A 22,006-nucleotide genomic window follows, 5' to 3' on the forward strand; every position below is an offset into this window, starting at 1 on the left:
GGCCTACTTGCGATAGACCTCGGCGGGATCGAACAGCCTGTCGGCATCGACGAACACGAGCCGCGCGCCACTGCCGTCATCCGATCGCTCGACCTTGCGATAGAAGCAGGAACGGCGGCCGGTGTGGCACGCCGCGCCGACCTGCTCGACGCGCAGCCAGACCGCGTCCTGGTCGCAATCGGTGCGCATCTCGACCACGCGCTGGGTCTGGCCCGAGCTCTCACCCTTGCGCCACAACGCATTGCGCGAGCGGCTGAAATACCAGGCTTCGCCGGTCGCCACCGTCTTGCGCAGGGCCTCCTCGTTCATGTGGGCGACCATCAGCACGTCGCCGCTCACGGCATCGGTCGTCACACAGGTGACGAGGCCGGCCGCGTCGAACTTGGGCAGGAAGGCCAAGCCCTCCTCGCGCTCAACTGAGGATGAAGACACGAAACTCTCTGCTCAACGGGTTGGCAGGCTTACCGTTGCGGCGACCGCACCATGGACAGGAAGCGCGACTGCTCGGCCGGATTGTCCCTGAACATGCCGGTGAAGCGGCTGGTGAAGGTGATGGCGCCGTGCTTGGCGACGCCCCGCACCGACATGCAGGTGTGCTCGGCCTCGATCATGACGGCGACGCCGCGCGGCTTCAGCACCTCGTCGATCGCGGCCGCGATCTGGGCGGTGAGATGCTCCTGGGTCTGCAGGCGGCGGGCGAAGATGTCGGTCAGGCGCGCCAGCTTGGACAGGCCGACCACCCGCTCGACCGGCGTATAGGCGATATGCGCGCGACCGTAGAAGGGCATCATGTGATGCTCGCATTGCGACGTAAACTCGATGTCGCGAATCAGCACGAAGTCGTCATAGCCGGCGGTCTCGCCGAAGGTGCGGTCGAGCACCTCGGCCGGGCACTGGTGATAGCCCTGGTACAGCTCGTCATAGGCCTCGACGACCCGGCGCGGCGTGTCGACCAGCCCCTCGCGGGTCGGATCCTCGCCGATGTAATTCAACAGCGTATAGACCGCGGCCTCGGCCTCGGCCCGCGACGGCCTGGCACGGTCGGGCCGCACGGCGGCAGCGAGAAACTCGGCGGGATCGAGCTCTGCAGCGCGAGCGTCAGTCAGCTTGGCGTCTAACGGCTTGCCCTCGGGCTTGTTCGCACGCAACGTCTTGATCAAAGTGTCCATCTCAACTCCGTTCGACCGGTCGGCGGTCCGACCGGAGTGTCACCGGCACAGCATCACCTTGAGGGCGTCACCTGCAGAGGTGCCACACGCAGGCTTGGCGCCTCTCGCGCCGGACGCCTGTGGATGTGGCTGGAATTCCTGCCAATCGTTTCCATATACTCGCAATATAGGGCGATGAAACCCGGCCGCCAAGGCCGCCACGCCGGTAATTCCGGGACGTCAGGCACATGCTGAACGACATCTACAACAAGCGCATCATCGAGCTCGCCGGCAACATTCCGCGGCTCGGACGGCTGGACCACCCGGACGCCACTGCCACCGCCCATTCCAAGCTGTGCGGCTCGACCGTCAAGGTCGACCTCAAGATGGACGGGCCCGTGGTGACCGACTTCGCCCATGACGTGAAGGCCTGCGCCCTCGGCCAGGCCTCCTCTTCGATCATGGCCCGCCACGTCGTCGGTTCCAGCGCCGCGGAGCTGCGCGAGCTGCGGGAGACGGTCCGGAGGATGCTGAAGGAGAACGGTGCACCGCCGGAGGGCAAATGGGCCGACATTGCCCTGCTTGAGCCGGTGCGAGACTACAAGGCCCGCCACGCCTCCACGATGCTGACGTTCGACGCCGTGGTGGATGCCATCGGCCAGATCGAGGCCAAGACCAACGGCGAGCAGCCGACCGCGGCTCAGGGCTGAGGCGGCACCGCTTCCCACCCGTGCGTGCAGACTGACAGATCCATAGCCCGCATGAGCGCACCGGCATGCGGGAGCGGTCGTCGGCAAGCTCATGATTGGACGCGGAGGTCCGGCTCGCCCCGGCGACGTCGATGCCTATTGCTGCGGCGTCGTGGCGACCGTCGCTGGCGGCAGAGCCTCGGCGGTACGCGACAGTTGCCCCTTGTCGCGGTCCAGCGCCACGGAGAAGCGGTCCTGCTGCTTGTCCTTGGCCTGCGGCTTCGGTGCGAGCTCGGCGACCGGCACGGCCCCCTTCGGCGGCAGCACCTCGGCAACCAGATCCGTGGTCACGACGTTGGTGAGCCGCAGCTCGGCGCGCGACAGCTCATGCAGGTCCTCCCAGGGCGGCACGTTCAGCGCCAGCGACAGCAGATCGCCCGCTCCGCCCATCTCGAAGGTGTATTTGGCGAGACGCCCGATGTCGCGCTCGACGATCATCAGGTCCTGCGCCGTATAGCTCGCCGCCTTGGCGTCGTCGGCGCGGTCTCCCATCCAGATCTGGTGAACGCGGACATGGGCCGTATCCGGAACATAACGCGTGGTTCCAGCCAGCAGCAGGAACACGCACATCGACTCGCAATAGGCCTCGGGCATGACGCGCGGCCGGTCACCCGCGCGGCTCGAACGCTGGGTCATGCCGACGGTGGTGCGCATCTTCAGCCCACGGAACCGGCGGCCCAAGGTGATGGCGTCGTTGACCGAGCCGCCGCTGGAGTCGAGCACCAGGGTGGCCCCCGTCAGGTCGCGATCCCTCGCGAAATCCTCGAAATCCTTCGGCGTATCGCCGGTGACGATCCCGACCGCACTGACCCAGCCGCAATTCGGCTCGCAGGCGACCCAACCGAACCGCATCGGGAGTTTGCGCTCTTCGAGCGCGCCGCCGGCGCGCGCCGTGTTTGACATGATGGTGATCGCGCTACCGACCACCGCACCAAGCGCTGCAACACCAAGTAGCATCCAGCGCAATTCACGCGACCGCAGCAATCTCACGCGCAATCCGTCCCCCTCGTCAAGCTCGGTACGCAGTTCCTCAGTTTTCTCGCGGAAAGACCTGACAACCTGGCCTCAAATCCGTTATTAGTCTGTCACATCCTTGTCGGGAAACGTATCCGGGCAATCACCGACCGTCCAGCTGCGGCGTGCTGCGGCGCCGCTGAAAACCGGCCATTGTTGCATCACATCACCACAAATGAACGCGAGCCGGGTTCCCTGCCGAGGAACCGGTCAAAAGTTCGCACATCCATCTGGCATCGCGCTCATGAAGCACTCATGCTCTGACATCGGCTGCCATTCTGCGCACATCGGGTCGCTGCTGGCCCGACTCCCGCGGCGCGCTGCTCACGCGCTGATCTGGCTGTACCGCCACACATTGTCGCCGCTGGTCGGCTACAATTGTCGGCACCTGCCGACCTGCTCGGTCTATGCCGATGAGGCCATCGAACGCTTCGGACTCTGGGCGGGCGGGTGGATGACGCTCGCCCGTCTGCTGCGCTGCCAGCCCTTTGGCACCTCGGGCATCGACAACGTCCCAACAACGGCTCCCACAGGCGCTCACTGGTATCTGCCTTGGCGCTACGCGCGATGGCGCGGCGTCAACGGCCCGGGCTGATGTGCAGCGCAACAGACGTCGCGCTCGTCAATTGATCTGCAGCACATGGCCCTGGCGAAATCTCGGGCTACGATTATCCTTACGTCACGAGCCGGCGCTCCCATCAGGAACCGCGCTGCCTCGACCTGCATTGATGTGATGCTTCCTTCGGGAGGAAAACAACGATGCGCTGGACAATCAGCCCCAGAAGCAACCGTTCCCGCAAGAGCATCGGTCCGGATCAGGCCGGCCACCACGACGCACGCCAGGTGGATCTACTCTGCATCATCGCTTTGTTGATCGTCATTGTCGGTGCCTGGCGCTATCTTGCCGACAGCACCGCCCTGCCCCCGCCGACGACGTCCTACATCGTGCCCAGCCAGAGCGTGCACTGGTGATATTCACCCCCTACCATCTCGGCCAGAAGATGAAATCGTCGCGCCGCGGCGGCGGATAGAGAGGAACCGGCTCCAGCGGCCGCGGCACGCGCCGGGCGCGCGGCGGTGGCTGGTAATCCGTTTCTGCAGGGGCGCTCGCTTCGGCCGAGACCGTCGCGTCGGCCGGAGGCGATCTCACCGCGAGCAGGACATTCGATTCACGCGTGCGCCAACGATAGCCGATCCCGAATTCCAGCGGCTGCGCACGCTCGAACAGCCTCGCATAGCTCCTCTGGTACATGTCTGGGAATTTGTCGATCGGCCCCGCATAGCGCCCGAACGGCAGGAAACGCCAGGCCCGCGCCTCATAGCTCGCGAGCGGGATGCCGGAATCGTCCTGGATGACGGTGGCGCTGTTCTTCAGCAGCCAGCTGCGGACCCGTGCGAAGCCGTTCTCATGCAACAGATAAGACGCGCTCTTCAGGAGACTGTCGCCCGGCCCCAGCGGCTCGCAGAACTTGAACAACCCGCTGGCCTTCACGCCGGAATCGGAGAGATCAGCGGAGAAGTAGTAGAGCGTCTTCGCGACCCCGTCGGCGCCGGCAAACAGGATGCGCGCGCCCTTGGTCGCATTGCGCGTCGGCGGCTCGTTGTTTCCGTGCAATCCGCCATTCTCGTCCAACCAGATCAGACTGGCCTCGCGGATCGTCTTGCCGGTGCGCGCCAGGAAGACGTAGAGAATTGGCAAGGTCCCTTCGAGTTCGCCTTCGCGCAAGTCGACCTTCATGTCCTTGGTGATAAAGAAGGAGAAACTCAGGATCGATTGCAACGAGCGTTCGACATAGGACAGCGCCGGGCCGATGCTGCCTCGGGGCAATCTGGTCAGGTCCGGGATCGGGCCGGTCGGCTCGAGCGCCACCAGGACATAGGTCGTTGCCTTCGGATGAAAGGCATCGGCATAGAGAAAATCCGGCCCCGAGAAGAAATAGAACATCGCCGGCCGCGGCGCGGCCAGATTGGCATCCGCCCAGGCCCTGATCTTCGACAATTGTCGCTGCTCGAGCTGATTGAAGGCGTTGTCGAAGAACGCCGCGTGCCGCCGCCATGCCGGATCCTGCACGAAGGGCACGAGCGGCGAGCCCGCCGCTGGCGCCATGCCCGCCAGCACCCGCGCCGTATCGTCCGGCGTGATGGTCTGAGCCCGAGCCTCGAAGCTCATGGCAAGGATCAGACATGCGACGGCGAACCAGACTCTCGAGGCCAACAGCATTTCAATCCGAACCCGATGCGAGCGTTGCGGTGATACGGCGCGATCGCGCGTGAGCGAGCCAATAGATCAGCAATCCCGACGCCATTGCGCCTGCGCCGAGCCCTGCCTGCAAGGGCCGCGTCGCGACGAGATAGTACATCATGAAGAAGGTCACGCTGAGGAAGATCAACGGCGTGACCGGATAGCCCCAGGCGCGGTAGGGTCGCGTGAGTTCGGGCTGCGCGATGCGCAGCTTGAGCAGTCCGAGCACAGCGAGAAACGAGCAGGACAAGAGCGAGAACTGGACGAGATCCAGCACCGCCTCGAAGCTCTCCGTGAACAGCATCAGGGTGGCCACCGTGAGCTGGAACAGGACGGCGTAGGCCGGCGCCCCGTTGCGCGAGCGCCGCGCGAACACCGACAGCGCCGGAATGTCCTCGCCCATTGTCATCAGCACGCGCGGGCCGATCCACATCATCGCGGCGATGGAAGGAACCAGTCCGATGCAGATCATCGCGGCCACGAAGCGCCCGCCGGTCTCGCCGAAGATATGACTGCCCGCGATGCTTGCGACCTGGAGTTGGCCCGCGAGTGCGTCCATCGGTGCGGCCCGCAGGAAAACCGCGTTGAGCGCAATGTAGAGCACCAGAACGATCACCGTGCCCAACAGCAGCGCGCGCGGCAAGGTCCGCTCCGGCGCATGCAACTCGCCGATGATGTAGGTCGCCGCGTTCCAGCCGGAGAACGCGTACATCACGAACACCAGTCCGGTCGCGAACGCCGCGCTCGTCACGTGACCGACATCGGTCACGGTTGGCAGGAACGTCACCGGTTGCGGGGTGGCGATGGTGTAGCCGGCGATCAGGAAGGCGGTGATGAGCCCGAGCTTCAGCACGGTCGACAACAGCTGGAAACGGCTCGACTGCCTGATGCCGCCGAGTTGCACTGCTGTCACGAGCCAGACAGCGCCGGTGGCGAGCAGGAGCGGCGGAGCGCCCGGGATGACGGCACGACCATATTCTCCGAACGCCATGGCCGCGAGCGCCACCGGCGCCGCGAAGCCCACCGTCGCCGAGACCCACCCGGCCATGAAGCCGATCGCCGGGTGGAACGCCCGCGTCAGAAAATTGTACTCGCCGCTCGAGCGCGGAAACATCGTGCCGAGTTCGGCATAGGACAGTGCCCCGCAGATCGACACCAATCCCCCGACCGCCCACAGCACCAGAATGGAGAAGCCCGACGGGATGTCCCGGACCTGGAAGCCGAGGCTGGTGAAGACGCCGACCCCGATCATGTCGGCGATGACGATAGCAGTCGCGACCGGAAGCGACACGGATGGAACCCGGTCGCCGTCTGTCCGGCCCCGGCCGGGATCGTCCGCCTCGGATGCAGCCATCTCGTCGAAGGACGCCCGGCGCCCCTTCCTCTGCTTCAGCCCAGGTTCCCGCCGAAGCATTCAAACATCGTTAACGGGCGTTAAATATGACCTTCATCAAGGGTATTTATGAACCGATTTCGGACAGGCTGGGCTGCGACATTGCATTGGGCCGCCAAGCGTCCCACAATCGCGACACGTTCGCGTGGTGTGTCCCGGTGCGCCCGGGGTTGGCCGGACACGATCCTTAACGCGACCTCAATTTCGGCGGCGCAGGTTGAACGAAATCCGCTGGTTGAAGAGCCGTGTTGCGGCTCGAACTCGTCTTTGGGGACGGATGATCGGGGAAGACCATAACATCTTGAGGTCTGTGCGCAGAGGTTGGTGCCTCTGGTGGCGCGCGGCTTTGGCGCTGGCGATCTGCCTTTCGTTCACGCATTGCGGCAAGGCCCCCAATCCCGAGGCGTTGGCCGCCAACGCGTCGACGGCCCAGGGGCTGACCTTCGACGATCGTTTTCCGGCACCTGAATTCAGCGACCGTTTCCCGTCCGCGCAGGAGAGTTTTCGGCTTCACACGCCCTCCGACTTCGCCCCGAAGCCGGCGCCCTCTCAGATCGCATCGCTGGAGCCGCAGCGGCCGGGACGGCCGCAGCGTGAGGAACTGACGACCCTCATCAGCATGAAGTCGTCGGCCTTTCCCTATTTCGGCAACAATCCGGCGTCCGACGCACCGTTCCTGAACGTCAGCAGCGGTGAGCGCCGCGGCCACCGCAGCTTCTCCGGCCGCGTCTACTGGCAGGACCAGACCTACAACGACAGCCGTGTGCTGGTGCACGTCCCCGAACAATTCGATGTGCGCAAGCCGGGCGTGATCGTCGTGTTCTTCCATGGCAACGGCGCCACGCTGGAGCGCGACGTGCGCGACCGCCAGTTGGTCCCGCAGCAGATCACCGCGGCCGGCGTCAACGCGGTGCTGCTCGCGCCGCAGATGGCCGTCGACGCCGCCGATTCGAGCGCCGGCAAGTTCTGGCAGCCCGGCGGCTTCAAGCGCTTCATGGACGAGGCCGCGGCCAGCCTCGCCCGCCTGACCGGCGATCCGGCAAGCGCGAAGACTTTCGCCGGCATGCCCATCGTAATCGTCGGCTACAGCGGCGGCTTCCTCCCCACGGCATGGAGCCTCGAGGTCGGCGGCATCAGCGACCGCGTGCGCGGCGTCGTGCTGCTCGATGCGGTCTACGGCCAGCTCGACAAGTTCGCCAACTGGATCGAGCGCAGCCGCTCCGGCTTTTTCATCAGCTCCTACACGCGCTATACCGCGCGGCATGATCAAGAACTGATGGCGATGCTGCGCAATCGCGGCATCGAAGTCTCCGAAGACATGGACCGGCCGCTGCGCCCGGGCAGCGTCGTCTTCGTCGAGACCGACGAGGGCATCACCCATCGCGACTACGTCACGCAGGCCTGGACTCGCAACCCGATCAAGGATGTGCTGGTCAAGATGGCGGCCGCCCAGCCGCCGATCCGGATTGCGGCCGGAGCCCAGGACATGTCGAACCGCGTGTCGAGCCGCTGAGAGAGCGGCCGCCGCAACGCCTCAGGACTTCGGCAGCTTCTCGACGAAGCCGTTGAAGCAGGCGAGCCGCTCGTCCTCTTCCTTGGTGAACTTGCAGTCGCCGACCGCCTTGGCCTTCATCGCCTTCGGCTTGGCGGCCGGCGGAATGACGGCGTCGTAGCAGTTCAGGCGCTCCTTGGTTCCGTCATCGATCTCCAGGCAGGCCTGGAGCTTGGCGGCCGCCGATTGCGGCTTGGCCGGCGCGGCGGCGGCGGTCTTCGTCCCCTTCGGCTTGACCTGCACCAGCGGTCGGTCACCGACCATCGGCGCGCTCTGGGCCAGCGCAGGGGTGCACAGCAGCACTGCAGCCAGGCTCAACATCATCTTCTTCATGCCATATCTCTCTCATCCGACCCGTGGGCACGCGAGGACGTCCGTCGATGCTACTCGCCGGCCGTGGCAGAATCCACGCCCCAGCAGCCCCCACGACATCGGCCTTTAATCCGGTCGGGCCGGCTTTGCCAAGCGTCAACCCGCTGCTCAGGCCGGAACCGCGATCCGCGCGCGCTGGCGGCTGGCCAGGATTGCCAGCAATGCCAGGGTCAGGAACATCAGTGCGACGTAGCCGGTGGCGCCGAGCAGGTCGCGCGCGAACAGGCTGCCACCGATCGCGGAGCCGATGGCCTGGCCGATATAGAGCACCGAGGTGTTGAGCGACACCGAAGCCGAGGCGAGCGGCGGCGCGGCTGCCACCAGCCGAACCTGCTGCATCGAATTGGTGGACGCAAACCCCAACCCCCAGATGGCGACCGCCACCGCCATGAGGCCGTAGGTGCCTGCCGCCAGCGTCCAGGCCGACACGCCGGCGAACATCAGGCAGGTGAACAAGAGCGACGTCCGGTAGGCTCCCCAGCCATCGACGATCCGGGTTGCGATGACGACGCCGAGAAAGCCGCAGGCGCCGTAGATCGCGAACACCAGGCCGATCTGGTTGGAGTCGGCGCCAGTCAGGCGCTTCAGCAGCGGTCCCATGAAGGTGAAGATCACGAACTGTCCCGACATCTGCAGGGTCGTGACCAGGAGCAGCAGGACCACCAGGCGGTTGCGGCCGAGTTCGGTCCAGGTCTTCAACGCGACCGGCGCGCCCTTCAGGCCGGATGGCAGGCGCCACGTCAGCAGCACGAAGCTGACCGCGCCGGCCGCACCGACCGCGAGATAGGCGGCTCGCCAACCGGAATGACTGCCGATGAAGGTGATCATGGGCAGCCCCACGGCGGCCGCCAGCGACCAGCCCAGGAAGACATAGGCGATGGTGCTGCCGCGTCTCTCGACCGGGCTGATCAGCGCCGCCGTTCCGGCGGCCTGCGGTGTATAGAGAGCGCCGACCGCGAGCATCACGAGGCGCAGCGCGAGCAGGCTCGCATAATCGGGCGCAAACGCCGAGCCGAGATTGCCGAGCGTGAGCACCAAGAGCGTCGCTGCGAGCAGACGGCGGCGGTCGAAGCGGCTCGTCAGCCAGGCGGTCAAGGGCGAGCAGATGCAGAGCACCACCGCGCCGAAGGTGATCAGGAGCCCCGCCGTCTGAACGCCGACAGCAAGATCCGAGGCGAGCTCCGGCAGCAGGCCGGCGGGCGCGAGCACCGAGCAGCCGGTGACGAGATTGCCGAGCATGAGCGCGGTCGGCGCAAAGCGCCCGGGAGCGGATGTGGATGTCATCGCGCCTCAATAGCAGAGAATTCCATGCATTTGCATGAAAATGTCTCATGCCGTCCATGACTTTCTCTCGTCCTGCCTCCTTCGTCCATTCTCGTCAGCGCGCGGGGGCGGACTGCGCCGCCGAGGCCTGCGGCGAGGGAATCTGCGTCCACGGAACCGGCGTACTCGTCGGACGGGTGATGGCCTTGGACGGCGGGCAGCTGTCGGTCAGCATCTTCAGGGCAGATTGCAGGCCTTCGCTGCTCACCGGAAATGTCGAGACATTGCGACGCGCGACATTCAACAGGGAATCGCTCAGCTCGGCCGACGGCATCAACGACAGCGTTTTCACCTGGCTTGCATTCAGGAACACGCCCCAGGTCTCGCGATCGCCCGACCGCCGCGGCGGCGAGAGGAAATTGAGCCGCATATCTCCGCTCGCCATCGCCAGCGGACCCGGCGGCGAGCCGGCCGGCGCGATGCGCTCGACGTCGAGCTCGAAGCGGTCCTGATCGAAGCAGACCATCTGCAAGCGCGTGGTCTGGAACGTGCTCTCACCGTCCCTACGTGCGAGAATGGTCTTGTAGGCAATCCCTCGGCTGGCGGTCTCGAACATCCAGGGGCTTTCCACCCGCTGCCGCCTGTCGAGCGCAAACCGCGCGATCTCCTCCCGCGTCAGGATGCGCATGCTCTCGAACGGGACAGACCGCGCCACCGTCAGCAGACCGGGATCCGCGCCGAGCTTGGTGATGTAGTCGAGCACCATCTTGTCGGCCCGAGCCATCGCCTGCTGCATCGCCTGCGCCCGCATCTCGCGGGTCGGCACGCCGCCCGTGAAGTTCAGGATGACGCGCGGAGAATGCACCGCGAGCGTCGCATCCGCTGCGATGTCACGTGTGGACGCGCCGAGCAGCAGGTAGGGACAGGCCGAATTGCACGTCGCCCCCCGCGTCCAGACCTCGCCATGCAGCTCGCGTCCGGACAGCTTCAGCTTGCTACAAGCTTCGCCCTCCTGAGGCTCGAAGCCGCACTCGCGCAAGGTGGTACGTCCCACCCGCACGGCGGCCTTGCGCTCGCGCAGCATGTCGCCGATGGCGAGCGCCTGCTGCAGATTGCCGCCTGGAGAATTGAAGTAGATCGGCAAACTGCGCTCGCCGATCTGCTTCATGAACTTGCGGAAGCGCGCGGCGGCGCCGCCGTCGATCTTGCCTTCGGCGGCGATCCAGCTGTCACAGCCATGTCCACAGGCGTCCGAGGAGCCCTTGACGAGCGCGAACGCAATCGGCGCCGAGCCATCTGCGATCCGCGGCGACGGGGCGCGGCGCGCGGCCGGCCTGGACTCCGTTGCAGGCCTGGCCGGGGGCCTAGGCTGCGCCGCCGGCTTCGGCTGCAAAGCCTTTTGCTGCGAAAAAGTCTTTTGCTGCGAAAGAGGTCTTGGCTGGACCATGGATCTGGACTGGTCCGCGGGCCTTGTTGCCGCCGGAACGGCCGCGAGCGACGACAGGCTCGACAGCACGCACATGATCAGTGCGGCCCCAACATGAATGCCGCCGCGCCGACAAACGGAGAGCGGCGCCTCCCCTGCAGACTCCATCGCCAAACGCGTCCCCACGCCCCGAACACTTGAAGTTGTATCATACCGGCCCGCGGCGGCAATCTCCGCATCGCCGCACCAGCCGCAATTGGGCGGTTTTCCCGTCCCTCTCCCGGTTGCAGCCTGAAAATCCCCTGCTATACCCCTTGCTCCCGCTTACCTGCGCTCGTTCGCAGGAGTGAGCTCAAGGAGTGACCCATGTCCGATCCGAAATCGCCTGATTCCAAGTCCGACCAGCAAAAGTCCAATTTCCAATACAGCCTCAGTAACCTGAAGCCCGCCACCCCGGTCGAGAAGATCACCATCAGCTTCCCAGACGGCGCCCGGCGTGAATATCCCAGGGGCACCACCGGTCTCGACATTGCCAAGGGCATCTCGCCCTCGCTCGCCAAGCGCACCGTCGCGATGGCGCTGAACGGCGACCTCGTCGACCTCGACGATCCCATCACCGATGACGCCAAGCTCGAACTCGTCGACCGCGACGACCCGCGCGCGCTGGAATTGATCCGGCACGATTGCGCGCACGTGCTCGCCGAGGCCGTGCAATCGCTGTGGCCGGGCACTCAGGTCACGATCGGTCCGGCGATCGAGAACGGCTTCTATTACGACTTCTTCCGCAACGAGCCGTTCACGCCCGAAGACTTCGCCGCGATCGAAAAGAAGATGCGCGAGATCATCGGCCGCGACAAACCCTTCACCAAGGAGGTGTGGGACCGCGAGAAGACCAAGCAGGTGTTCCGCGACAAGGGCGAGGCGTTCAAGGTCGAGCTGGTCGACGCCATTCCGGGCAACGAGCCGATCAAGATCTACTACCAGGGCGACTGGTTCGACCTGTGTCGTGGTCCGCACATGACCTCGACGGGGAAGATCGGCAACGCCTTCAAATTGATGAAGGTGGCGGGCGCGTATTGGCGCGGCGATTCCAACAACCCGATGCTGACCCGCATCTACGGCACCGCCTTCGCCAAGCAGGAGCAGCTCGACGCCTACCTCAAGCAGATCGAGGAGGCCGAGAAGCGCGACCACCGCAAGCTCGGCCGCGAGCTCGACCTGTTTCATTTCCAGGAGGAAGGTCCGGGCGTCGTGTTCTGGCATCCCAAAGGCTGGAGCATCTTCCAGGCGCTGATCGCCTATATGCGCCGGCGTCTCGCCGGCGAGTATGACGAGGTCAACGCGCCGCAGATCCTCGACAAGTCGCTGTGGGAGACCTCCGGTCACTGGAACTGGTATCGCGAGAACATGTTCGCGGCGCAGTCCGCCGGCGACGAGGCCGAGGACAAGCGCTGGTTCGCGCTCAAGCCGATGAACTGCCCGGGTCACGTGCAGATCTTCAAGCATGGCCTGAAGAGCTACCGCGACCTGCCGCTGCGGCTCGCCGAGTTCGGCGTCGTGCATCGCTACGAGGCCTCCGGCGCCATGCACGGCCTGATGCGCGTGCGCGGCTTCACCCAGGACGATGCGCATGTGTTCTGCACCGAGGACCAACTCGCCGACGAGTGCCTGAAGATCAACGACCTGATCCTGTCGACCTACTCGGACTTCGGCTTCGAGGGCGAATTGACGGTGAAGCTCTCGACCCGGCCGGACAAGCGCGTCGGCACCGACGAGATGTGGGATCACGCCGAGCGCGTGATGGCGACCGTGCTGAACGAGATCAAGGCGCAGAGCAACCACATCCGCACCGAGATCAATCCGGGCGAAGGCGCGTTCTACGGGCCGAAGTTCGAATATGTGCTGCGCGATGCCATCGGCCGCGACTGGCAGTGCGGCACCACGCAGGTCGACTTCAACCTGCCGGAGCGGTTCGGTGCGTTCTACATCGACGCCGACGGCGCCAAGAAGGCGCCGGTGATGGTCCATCGCGCGATCTGCGGCTCGATGGAGCGTTTCATCGGCATCCTGATCGAGCACTATGCCGGCAGCTTCCCGCTGTGGCTGGCGCCGACCCAGGTCGTCGTCACCACCATCACCTCGGAAGGCGACGAATACGCCAAGCAGGTGCTGGCGGCGTTGCGGCGCGCGGGTCTGCGGGCGGAGATCGATCTGCGCAACGAGAAGATCAACTACAAGGTCCGCGAGCACTCGCTGCAGAAGATCCCTGCCCTGCTCGTCGTCGGCAAGAAGGAGGCCGAGACGCATTCCGTCTCCGTCCGCCGGCTCGGCCGCGACGGCCAGACCGTGATGCCGACCGCGGAAGCGATCGCCGCTTTGGTCGACGAGGCGACGCCGCCGGACGTGCGGCGCCGTCAGCGCGAGGCGGCGTGAGCTGTCCCGGTTCGTAGCCCGCATGAGCGCAGCGACAGGCGGGAACAGTTTCCCCGGGTGTCGCTTGCGCTCACCCGGGCTACGGGCGCTGCTATGCCGACAGGGTGGCCACGGCATCCGTCGCACTCCCATCCCGGCCCGCCGCCTGCCGCGCCACCTCGGCGCATTCAGCCATGTAGAGGAACATCGTCGCGAGCATCCGCTCGATCGCCTCGCGTCCCCTTGGCAGGATGGTGATGGCCTCGGTGCCGCGGACGAGCAGGCCCTTCTCCTCCGCATCACGCAGCAAGGTCAGCACGTGCTTGCGCGACACCGAAAAACGCGTCGCCAGTCCATTGATGGAGAGCGGCACGGGACCAGCGGGCGGGAACGGCTGGTCCGGCCCGCCCCCTTGGGCCAGGCTGAACAGGATCACCATGCCGGCGGTGCGCTCGGCAAACGGCTCCAGCTCCGGCGCGCCGTCGAGCACCCGCACGCCCGCGATGAAGCGGCGGCCGAGCTCGAGCACGAAGGTCTTCACGAAGGCCGGATCGTTCAGCGCCGCCCGATAGGCCACGGCGGCCGGCAGCACCGCGCTCATCGCGTCGAACTGCACGCCCCACCGCTCGCGATGCAGCGCGATGAGCTTGTCGGTCGGCACCAGCGGACGCCGGCGTCGGTCGAGATTGGAGGCGGACGCGACCAGCCCGGCCGCGCGCATAAGCGCCAGCATCGCCTCGCAGCGGCCGCGGCTGCACAGGCCGAGCCTGACGCACATCTCCTTCATGGCGCCGACGGTGAGGCCGAGCTCGCCATCGCGCTGCTCGGCGAAGTGCAGGTACAGCGCGACATGTGGAAACAGCGCCCGCGCCCGGTCGCTCAGCAGCGCATTGAGGATGCGGTCGCCCCGGTAGAGCCTGACGGCAGCCTCGGTCGACGCCCGCATCGCCGCGGCGAAACCCGGCTCGCGGCGCAGCCGCACGACGGCATCAACTGAAGGTGTCAGCGCTGTCATTCCCACCGCAAGTCTGCTGCCCCGGCCGGCCGCGAGCTGCGGTCTCCAGCGTCATCTTTTTACCGATCCACCCAAATTTCCACAATTGCCACGGCCGAGGCTGGCGGCGGACCGATGGCCGCAGCCAACCAGGCCGGGGCCGCCGTGTGAGGCGAGAGATTGCAGGATTCACGTCACGGCTGCACGGCAGCTTGAGCAGAGCGCGCGCCGCCTGCGGCTGCGGCAACACGCGGTAGAACCGATCAAAACGCCGTTCCGTGGTCTCGTTGCAGGCGAAGGCGCATGCTATCTGTCCCGCGTGCAACCAACGAGACATCACGACGTGACCGATGCGATTGAACTGCTGAAGACCCGCCGCTCCGTGAAGCCGCGCGAGATGAGCGGCCCCGGCCCCTCGCCCGCCGAGCTCGACACCATCCTGACCATCGGCGCCCGCGTGCCCGACCATGGCAAGCTCGCGCCGTGGCGCTTCATCGTGTTCGAGGGCGACGGCCGCCGCCGCGCCGGTGAGGTCATCGCGTCCGTCTTCGCCAAGAACAACCCGCAGGCGAGCGCGGCCGAGCTTGAGGTCGAGAAGAACCGCCTGATGGAGGCGCCGCTGGTGATCGGCCTCGTCAGCTTCACCCGGCCGCATCCCAAGGTGCCGGCCTATGAGCAGGAGCTCTCCGCCGGCGCCAGCGCGATGAACATCCTGACCGCGGCCACCGCGCTCGGATATGGCGGCTGCTGGCTGTCCGGCTGGTTCATGTTCGATCGCGATGTGATGAACGGGCTCGGCCTGAAGCCGGAGGAGAAGCTCGCCGGGCTCATTCATATCGGCAAGCCGACCAAGCCGAACGAAGACCGCCCGCGGCCGGCGCTGGCGGAGATCGTGACGCGGTTCTGACAACGAAGCCCGCAGTCCGTAGCCCGCATGAGCGAAGCGACATGCGGGGACGGTGCTCCCGGGGCCGCTCCGCTCGCCCGGGCTACGCACTGCGCACTCGTCAACCATCACGCTGCCTTCGACGACCGCGCGCCGAACTGCGCCAGCAACCCCGCGATCTCCGATGCCGGCTTTGCGGCGCTGAACAGAAAGCCCTGGACCTGGTTGCAGCCTTCGGCGCGCAGCCAGTCGAGCTGATCCGATGTCTCGACGCCCTCGGCGGTGGTGATGATGTTGAGGCTCTTGCCGAGGCCGGAGATGGCCCGGACGATGGCGAGGCAGTCGGAGCGCTGCGCGAGGTCCTTCACGAAGGAGCGGTCGATCTTGATCTTGTCGAACGGGAAGCTGCGCAGATAGCTCAGGCTGGAATAGCCGGTGCCGAAATCGTCCATCGAGATGCGGATGCCGAGCTGGCGCAGCTGATGCAGCGTCGCCAGATTGGCCTCGGTCTCCGCGAGCAGGATCGACTCGGTGATCTCCAGCTCGAGCCGCTCCGGCGCCAGCGCCGACTGCGCCAGCGCCTGGACCACGACCTGCACCAGGTTGCGGCTGCGGAACTGCACGGCGGAGAGGTTCACCGCCACCTTGATGCCATCGGGCCATCGTGCCGCCTCGTGGCAGGCCTCGCGCAGCACCCATTCGCCGAGCGGCACGATCAGGCCAATGTCCTCAGCCACAGGGATGAAGTCGGCCGGCGAGATCATGCCCTTGTCGGGATGACGCCAGCGCAGCAGGCATTCGAAGGCAGAGATGGCGTTGGTCGCGACATCGACCAGCGGCTGGTAGTGCAGCTCGAACTCGCCATGCGCGAAGGCGCGGCGCAGATCGTGCTCCATGTCGCGCCGCTTCTGCGCCTGGCGGTCCATCTCCTTTTCGAAGAAGCGATGCACGCGGCCGCCGTCCTGCTTGGCGCGATACAGCGCCATGTCGGCGTTCTTCATCAGCTCCTCGCAGCTCGCGCCGTCGCCCGGCGACAGCGCGATGCCGATGGAGGCGCCGATCACGAGCTCATTGCCGTCGATGTCATAGGGCGCGCCGAGCGCCGCGATCAGGCGGGCGGCACATTCGCTCGCGTCGTTGACGCCACTGCTCTGGCTGATGATCACCGCGAACTCGTCGCCGCCGAGCCGCGCCGCCAGCTTGCCGCCATGCATCTGCTGCGTCAGGCGGCCGGCGACCGCCTGCAGCAGCCGGTCGCCCATCGGATGACCGAAGGAGTCGTTGACGGTCTTGAACAGATCGAGGTCGATGCACATCACCGCGATGCGCCGGTCGGCCGCGCCGGCGCCGTCGAGCTCCTGCGTGAGGCGCTGCTGGAAGAACTCGCGGTTCGGCAGGCCGGTCAGCCCGTCATGGTGCGCCATGTAGGCGATGCGCGCCTCGGCGCGACGGCGCTCGGTGATATCGACGATCGCGACCAGCACGCCGTCGCGGCCATCGAAGGTGATCTCTCGGCCATAGGTCAGCACCTCGATCTCGCTGCCATCGGCCTTGCGATGGCGCCAGTCGCGATGAAACAGGTCACCGTCGGCAAGCCGCAACAGCGCGTCATCCAGGCTTTCCCATTCGCCCGGCGGCCAGAGATCCCAGACGTTCATGCAAAGGAGGTCCGCCCGGCCGTAGCCGTAGTGGCCGACCATCGCATCGTTGACATTGAGGATCTGCGCGGTCTTCGCGTCGAGAATGCACATCGGCACCGGATTGGCGTCGAACAGCAGCCGGAACGACGCCTCGCGCCGCTTCAGCGCGGTCACGTCGGCAATGGTCAATGAGATGATGTCGCCAAAGGCGTGGGCGCCGAGCCTGAGACTGCGGGCTTCGCTGTCGAGCTCGAACTGGTCGCTTCGCCCCTGCGTGACGACATCGAACAGCCGCGCCATCACCTCGGGCGTGCACAGCATGTTGCCGCCCTGCTTCAGGCGATGCCATTGCAGCGTCGCCGATGGCAGCCTGAGCAGCTCGGCCGCCGCGCGATTGTGATGGACGACCTGAAAATCGCAGGGCATGCCGACGCTGTCGCGGATGGTTGCGAGCGAGACCACGCCGTCATCCGTCGTCGAGAAGATCGCATCGAGCAGATTATATTGCGCGTCGCGCTCGTTGACATAGGTCCCGACCAGCGTGCTGCCCCACCGCGAGTTGGTCGGCAGCGCCAGGACGTCATAGCTGCGAACCATGCCGTCGCGCACGCAATGCGCATGGGCGAGATAGGGCTGGCCGCTGGCGAGCGCGCAGTTGGCGGCCTCCACCAGCACGGTGGCGCAATCCGGCGACACGGCCTCGACCGCGACGTCCCAGCGTTCGTCCTGCAGCCATTGCTGGACATAGCGGCCGCTGCGCGAAATCTGCAGGCCGCCGTCCCGATTGTTGAGCACCGCGATATGATCGGCGAGACGGCCGAGGCTGCCCAGCATGACGTCCTCGTAGCGCGGCAGGCGCTGGCCGGGCTTCAACGCGGCCTGCCATTTGCGCCTGAGCACCGGGATGTCGTCAAACAGATCGCTGCTGATCGTCGTCAACGCCTTGGTCGTCGCGGCACTCATCATTCCCACTCAATCGCCACCCTGTCGGTCCCGGCGGTATCTGAAGCAGACGCGGCTTTAACGAGCTGTAAATGCATTGGCTTCGCGCGTGGCGCGCAGCCATTGTGACAGTTTTAAGTGGTTCCATGGTTATCGCGCATTAGCGACTGTGACAGCATCGCTTCACGTTCGTCGCCTGTGTCGCAACGGCGAGGTCGATACCGATACGGCATAGATGCGGATGTGAACCTGCGATCTCGCGACAATATCTGCCCGAGTTTTGCTGATCGAACCGCCCTCTTCGAACAGAGGGCGCAGGGAGAGCCGGACCTCGACTGAGGTCCGTGGCCCGCCTGCGAAAAAAATGCAGGCGGCAGGTACCACGGGTCAGCCGGAAACCCGGCCCTCCCTGCGCGATGGCTGAACGGCTGCTTCGCGTTCTCCCTGGTGCGCCGGGCTTTCTGGCCACCATCCCCCGCACGACGCGCGAGCATCGCTGTGAGGTTGATATCAGCATCGGGATATCAGGACCGCGCGACTTGACCGTGCGCAGCGAATTGTTCGTCGGCGCGAGAGACTCGCGCTGCAATCCACCACGCCCACCGCTCCCCGCCTCGCGTCTCGTGACGACCGCGATACGCCCCTCATCTCGAGGCGGGATGCGCGGAAAGATCGACCTGATTTGCCCGACGACACAAGAACTAATAACTGCGACAAAGTAACCCGACGGGCAGATGTGGCACGACTTAGCGAGTCGTGTCGCGCACCACTGCTTCGACAATCACCGCTGTCGTCCCGGCCTTGAGCCGGGACGACACCCGTGGTCAGGCGCGCTCCTGCCAAAAACGCTGTTCTTGCATCAGTCCTCCTCCAGACGGATGCCAGCGTCGCTCAGCGCCTGCATGATCCGCTCGATGCCCTCGGGGTCGACTGTTTTACCCGGGCAAAGTGCGTTCAGCTCGTCGAACGTGATCCAGCCCTTGCGCTCGCCGATCTCGATGGCATGGCGGATGACGTCGGATATCTGCATGCGGCTCTCCCGGAGACTGGCTCTCATAGATAGCGGGGAGAGTCGGTGTCCTTCTGCCGGGCCATTTCGCGTGCGAGCCGCTTACCGCGCGAGCACCTCGACCTCGCCGTCGACGCCGTTGACGACGCTGAAGGAGCGCTCGAACACCTTGCCTTCGTTCTTGGCGATGGCGCGGTAGTCGCCTTCGGACAGCACGACCTTGGGGAAGGCGCCGATCGATTCCTTGATCACGTCGCCGCCGGGGTTGATGACCGACCAGGCCGTGTTGGCGAGCGCCTCGCCGCCCTTGTCGGAGACGAGCTTCAAGGTGATGACCGCGGCGCGATGCGTCACCGTGACATCGGTGAGCTTGCCGGCCTGGACGCGGATGTCGGAGCGCACCACCGAGTTGGCGTCGCCATAGTTGGAGACGATGTAATAGGTCCCCTCCGGCAGCATCAGCATGTCGCCGGCGGCGACGTTCGGCACCAGCGGCGCCCGCTCGCGGCCGTCGAACTGGCTGCCCTTATAGATGGCAAACGAGATCTGGTTCTGCGGGATCTTGCTGGTGCCGACCCTGCCCTCGAGACGCAGGCCCCCGGCCGGCAGCACGAAGGATTCGCGATCGGTCTCCGGCTTCAGGTTCACGGACCTGACCGCGCTGACGAGACCGAGCGCGACATGGACGACATAGGTACCGGGCGGCAGCACGATGTTCGGCGTTGCGCCGCGATCCTCGCGCAGCATCTTGAAGGCGCCGGATTCGTCCGGCCGGTCGGCGAACACGCGCCAGACCAGCCCGCCATTGATGTTCGGCAGGTCCTTGCCGAACCGCGCCGACAGCGACAGCACGCCCTGATTGGGGGCTGCGGCCGGCGGAGCGGCAACCGGGGGGATCGCAGCCGGCGCGCCGGGTGGAATCGCGGCGACCGGCGGTCCCGGCAGCGCCTGGGGTGCCGGCGACGGAATGGGGCCGGAGGGTGGTGCCAGGCTGACCGCTGCCCCGGGATCGGGCACCGAGGCCGGCGGAACCGGCGGCGGCCTGTCGCTGAACAGTTGCGCTGCGGCCGGCGACATTGGGAGTCCGGTCAGCGGGCACGACAAGGCAAGCACAAGCCATAGCCGCCCGCTGCGCCGGAATCTGGTGAACCCGCGACCTGTCGTCATCGTCCTGCTTTTGACCGAAAACGCGGCAAATTCAAGCCTCTACTCAACTGTCCCCGAGGAACCGCATGAGCGGCGTGCGACTTGGTCGCATTCTCCGGCGGTGAGCGGCCGGAGCGCGCAGTTCCGTCCAGGAGAGCGTTCACATCAGCGGCATCCGATGCTTCCGTCGACCCGGCATAAAGGATGCTTCTGGTAGGCTGGTGCTAGGCTGTCATGCGTCATGAGTCCGTTGCCGACTCATTGCACACAGTATGCGTAGGCGTGGAGATCTCGGTGCTGGATATTCTGAAAGGACGCCGTGCGAGCGGAACCGAAGGTTCCGATGTCGGTCTTGGGACGATCCGCAAGCCGGTCATCGGCCTGGCGCTCGGCGGCGGTGCGGCGCGCGGCTTTGCCCATATCGGCGTGCTCCGAACCCTGATGGCGCACGGCATCGTGCCCGACGTCGTGGTTGGCACCTCGATCGGGGCCGTGGTCGGCGGTGCCTATGCGGCCGGCCAGCTCGATACCCTGGAGGAATGGGCGCGCAGCCTGCAGATGCGCAACATCCTCGGCTATCTCGACATTCGCCTCAATGGCTCCGGCCTGATCGGCGGCGAGAAGCTCGCCGCCCAGCTCGAAGCCTCGCTCGGCCGCGTCACCATCGAGGAGCTGCCGATGAAGGTCGCAACCGTGGCGACCGAAATCCGCACCGGTCACGAGATCTGGCTGACCCATGGCAGCCTGGTCGATGCGATGCGCGCCTCCTACGCCCTGCCCGGCATCTTCGCGCCGGTCCTGATCGGCGACCGCTGGCTGGTCGACGGCGCCATGGTGAACCCGGTGCCGGTGTCGGCGGCGCGCGCGCTCGGCGCCGAGATCGTGATCGCCGCCAACCTGTCCAGCGACGTGTTCACGCATTCGACGACGATCTACTCGCATGGCCAGCCGGTCGAGGTGCCGGAGACGGTGATGGAGAGCGCGCCGCCCAAGCGCCGCTTCGGCAGGCTGTTCTCGCCAGAGCGCGCGGTGAAGCGGCAGTTCTTCGGCGGCGGCGGCCGGCCGGGCATCTCGTCGGTGATGGTCGATGCCTTCAACATCATGCAGGACCGCATCACCCGCGCACGTCTCGCCGGCGATCCGCCGGACCTTCTGATCTCGCCGCGCGTCGGACAGATCGGCTGGTTCGACTTCCACCGCGCGGCCGACCTCATCGCGTTCGGCACCAGGGCGGCCGAACGTGCGCTGGATTCGATCCAGGAGACCATCGGCCAGGCGACCGGCGCGGTGACGCCGACCGGCGGCGGAGCGACGACTACGCCGTCTTGATGTACTGACGCAGGGCTTCCTGCTCGGTCTCGTATTCCTGGACGCGCCACTTCACGACGTCGCCGATCGAGATCAGGCCGACGACGACGCCGCCCTCGATCACCGGCAGATGGCGGAACTTGCCGTTCGTCATCACTTCCATGATCGAGGCGACGGTATCCGCCGGCTTGCAGCTCACCACCCGCCGCGTCATCACGTTCGACACCGGCTCGGTCAGCGCCGAGGCGCCGCGCTCGCCGAGCGCGCGGACGATGTCGCGCTCGGATAGGATGCCCTCCATCCGGGAGCCCGACATCACCAGCACCGCGCCGATCTTGCGGTCAGCAAGCCGCTTGGCGGCTTCGGCGAGTGTGGTCTGGGACTCGACGCTCTCGACCTGATGGCCCTTGATGTCGAGAATCGCACGTACTGTCATTGCTCGTCTCCTTCAGGGGCCGGTGTGCCTTCTTGCGCGAGGCGTCGTTGCGGCCGATGCTTCCAGCGATCGTC

The 22,006-nt window shown here is 66.0% G+C and carries 20 protein-coding genes; 7 read left to right on the forward strand and 13 right to left on the reverse strand.

Translation table 11 applies throughout. The features are described from left to right. Positions 1–3 precede the first annotated feature (3 nt). Both hisI and folE read right to left on the reverse strand, forming a co-directional pair. Complete coding sequence (gene hisI, locus QX051_RS15345; protein ID WP_315776677.1) at positions 4–432, reverse strand: phosphoribosyl-AMP cyclohydrolase; 429 nt, start codon at positions 430–432, stop codon at positions 4–6. Between the two features lie 29 nt (positions 433–461). Further along, positions 462–1,169, reverse strand: a complete 708-nt coding sequence (folE, locus tag QX051_RS15350) for a GTP cyclohydrolase I FolE (RefSeq protein ID WP_315737519.1) — start codon at positions 1,167–1,169, stop codon at positions 462–464. Between the two features lie 227 nt (positions 1,170–1,396). Here folE and QX051_RS15355 point away from each other — a divergent pair, with 227 nt between their 5' ends. Next, positions 1,397–1,858 carry an iron-sulfur cluster assembly scaffold protein gene (locus QX051_RS15355; protein ID WP_315737518.1) on the forward strand — a complete coding sequence of 154 codons (462 nt, stop codon included), beginning with the start codon at positions 1,397–1,399 and terminating at the stop codon, positions 1,856–1,858. A 135-nt stretch (positions 1,859–1,993) separates the two neighbouring features. On the opposite strand, the gene QX051_RS15360 is transcribed toward QX051_RS15355, so the two are convergent. Further along, the gene (locus QX051_RS15360) at positions 1,994–2,893 is read right to left on the reverse strand and encodes a hypothetical protein (RefSeq protein ID WP_315776678.1); all 900 of its coding nucleotides are present in this window, start codon (positions 2,891–2,893) and stop codon (positions 1,994–1,996) included. 262 nt (positions 2,894–3,155) lie between these two features. On the opposite strand from QX051_RS15360, the gene yidD reads away from it, so the two are divergent. Both yidD and QX051_RS15370 read left to right on the forward strand, forming a co-directional pair. After that, complete coding sequence (yidD, locus tag QX051_RS15365; protein WP_315737516.1) at positions 3,156–3,506, forward strand: membrane protein insertion efficiency factor YidD; 351 nt, start codon at positions 3,156–3,158, stop codon at positions 3,504–3,506. A 164-nt stretch (positions 3,507–3,670) separates the two neighbouring features. After that, positions 3,671–3,883 (forward strand): hypothetical protein, encoded by a 213-nt coding sequence (locus QX051_RS15370; RefSeq protein ID WP_315737515.1) that lies wholly within the window; start codon positions 3,671–3,673, stop codon positions 3,881–3,883. 10 nt (positions 3,884–3,893) lie between these two features. Here QX051_RS15370 and QX051_RS15375 read toward each other — a convergent pair whose 3' ends face one another. Together QX051_RS15375 and QX051_RS15380 are read right to left on the reverse strand one after the other, a co-directional pair. Further along, complete coding sequence (locus QX051_RS15375; protein WP_409998101.1) at positions 3,894–5,132, reverse strand: hypothetical protein; 1,239 nt, start codon at positions 5,130–5,132, stop codon at positions 3,894–3,896. Between the two features lies 1 nt (position 5,133). After that, a complete protein-coding gene (locus QX051_RS15380; RefSeq protein WP_315776787.1) occupies positions 5,134–6,507 on the reverse strand; it encodes an APC family permease in 1,374 nt (457 codons plus the stop codon). A gap of 316 nt (positions 6,508–6,823) precedes the next feature. On the opposite strand from QX051_RS15380, the gene QX051_RS15385 reads away from it, so the two are divergent. Continuing rightward, entirely contained in the window at positions 6,824–8,059 is a 1,236-nt protein-coding gene (locus QX051_RS15385) for an alpha/beta hydrolase (protein WP_409997754.1), read from the forward strand. A 21-nt stretch (positions 8,060–8,080) separates the two neighbouring features. Here QX051_RS15385 and QX051_RS15390 read toward each other — a convergent pair whose 3' ends face one another. The 3 genes from QX051_RS15390 to QX051_RS15400 form a co-directional block, all read right to left on the reverse strand. Beyond that, positions 8,081–8,431 carry a hypothetical protein gene (locus QX051_RS15390; protein WP_315737513.1) on the reverse strand — a complete coding sequence of 117 codons (351 nt, stop codon included), beginning with the start codon at positions 8,429–8,431 and terminating at the stop codon, positions 8,081–8,083. Positions 8,432–8,578: 147 nt separating this feature from the next. Next, on the reverse strand, positions 8,579–9,754 hold the full coding sequence (locus QX051_RS15395) for an MFS transporter (RefSeq protein ID WP_315776681.1): 1,176 nt from the start codon (positions 9,752–9,754) through the stop codon (positions 8,579–8,581). Positions 9,755–9,848: 94 nt separating this feature from the next. Continuing rightward, positions 9,849–11,126, reverse strand: a complete 1,278-nt coding sequence (locus QX051_RS15400) for a hypothetical protein (protein ID WP_315776682.1) — start codon at positions 11,124–11,126, stop codon at positions 9,849–9,851. A gap of 399 nt (positions 11,127–11,525) precedes the next feature. Here QX051_RS15400 and thrS point away from each other — a divergent pair, with 399 nt between their 5' ends. After that, positions 11,526–13,592, forward strand: coding sequence for a threonine--tRNA ligase (gene thrS / locus QX051_RS15405; RefSeq protein ID WP_315776683.1), 2,067 nt, complete (start codon positions 11,526–11,528; stop codon positions 13,590–13,592). Positions 13,593–13,683: 91 nt separating this feature from the next. On the opposite strand, the gene QX051_RS15410 is transcribed toward thrS, so the two are convergent. Then, a complete protein-coding gene (locus tag QX051_RS15410; protein WP_315776684.1) occupies positions 13,684–14,586 on the reverse strand; it encodes a hypothetical protein in 903 nt (300 codons plus the stop codon). 322 nt (positions 14,587–14,908) lie between these two features. Here QX051_RS15410 and QX051_RS15415 point away from each other — a divergent pair, with 322 nt between their 5' ends. Next, the gene (locus QX051_RS15415; RefSeq protein WP_315737508.1) at positions 14,909–15,472 is read left to right on the forward strand and encodes a nitroreductase; all 564 of its coding nucleotides are present in this window, start codon (positions 14,909–14,911) and stop codon (positions 15,470–15,472) included. 107 nt (positions 15,473–15,579) lie between these two features. On the opposite strand, the gene QX051_RS15420 is transcribed toward QX051_RS15415, so the two are convergent. The 3 genes from QX051_RS15420 to QX051_RS15430 form a co-directional block, all read right to left on the reverse strand. After that, positions 15,580–18,054, reverse strand: coding sequence for a putative bifunctional diguanylate cyclase/phosphodiesterase (locus QX051_RS15420; protein ID WP_315776686.1), 2,475 nt, complete (start codon positions 18,052–18,054; stop codon positions 15,580–15,582). 838 nt (positions 18,055–18,892) lie between these two features. Further along, positions 18,893–19,063, reverse strand: a complete 171-nt coding sequence (locus QX051_RS15425; protein WP_315776687.1) for an RNA polymerase sigma factor region1.1 domain-containing protein — start codon at positions 19,061–19,063, stop codon at positions 18,893–18,895. A gap of 81 nt (positions 19,064–19,144) precedes the next feature. Then, complete coding sequence (locus QX051_RS15430; RefSeq protein WP_315776688.1) at positions 19,145–20,209, reverse strand: hypothetical protein; 1,065 nt, start codon at positions 20,207–20,209, stop codon at positions 19,145–19,147. A gap of 273 nt (positions 20,210–20,482) precedes the next feature. Here QX051_RS15430 and QX051_RS15435 point away from each other — a divergent pair, with 273 nt between their 5' ends. After that, complete coding sequence (locus QX051_RS15435) at positions 20,483–21,517, forward strand: patatin-like phospholipase family protein (protein ID WP_315737504.1); 1,035 nt, start codon at positions 20,483–20,485, stop codon at positions 21,515–21,517. On the opposite strand, the gene QX051_RS15440 is transcribed toward QX051_RS15435, so the two are convergent. Next, complete coding sequence (locus QX051_RS15440) at positions 21,504–21,932, reverse strand: CBS domain-containing protein (RefSeq protein WP_315737503.1); 429 nt, start codon at positions 21,930–21,932, stop codon at positions 21,504–21,506. The two genes, QX051_RS15435 and QX051_RS15440, sit on opposite strands and share 14 nt — an antisense overlap. Between the last annotated feature and the right edge of the window lie 74 nt (positions 21,933–22,006).

The sequence above is a fragment of the Bradyrhizobium sp. SZCCHNR1053 genome (assembly GCF_032381235.1).
Lineage (GTDB): Bacteria > Pseudomonadota > Alphaproteobacteria > Rhizobiales > Xanthobacteraceae > Bradyrhizobium.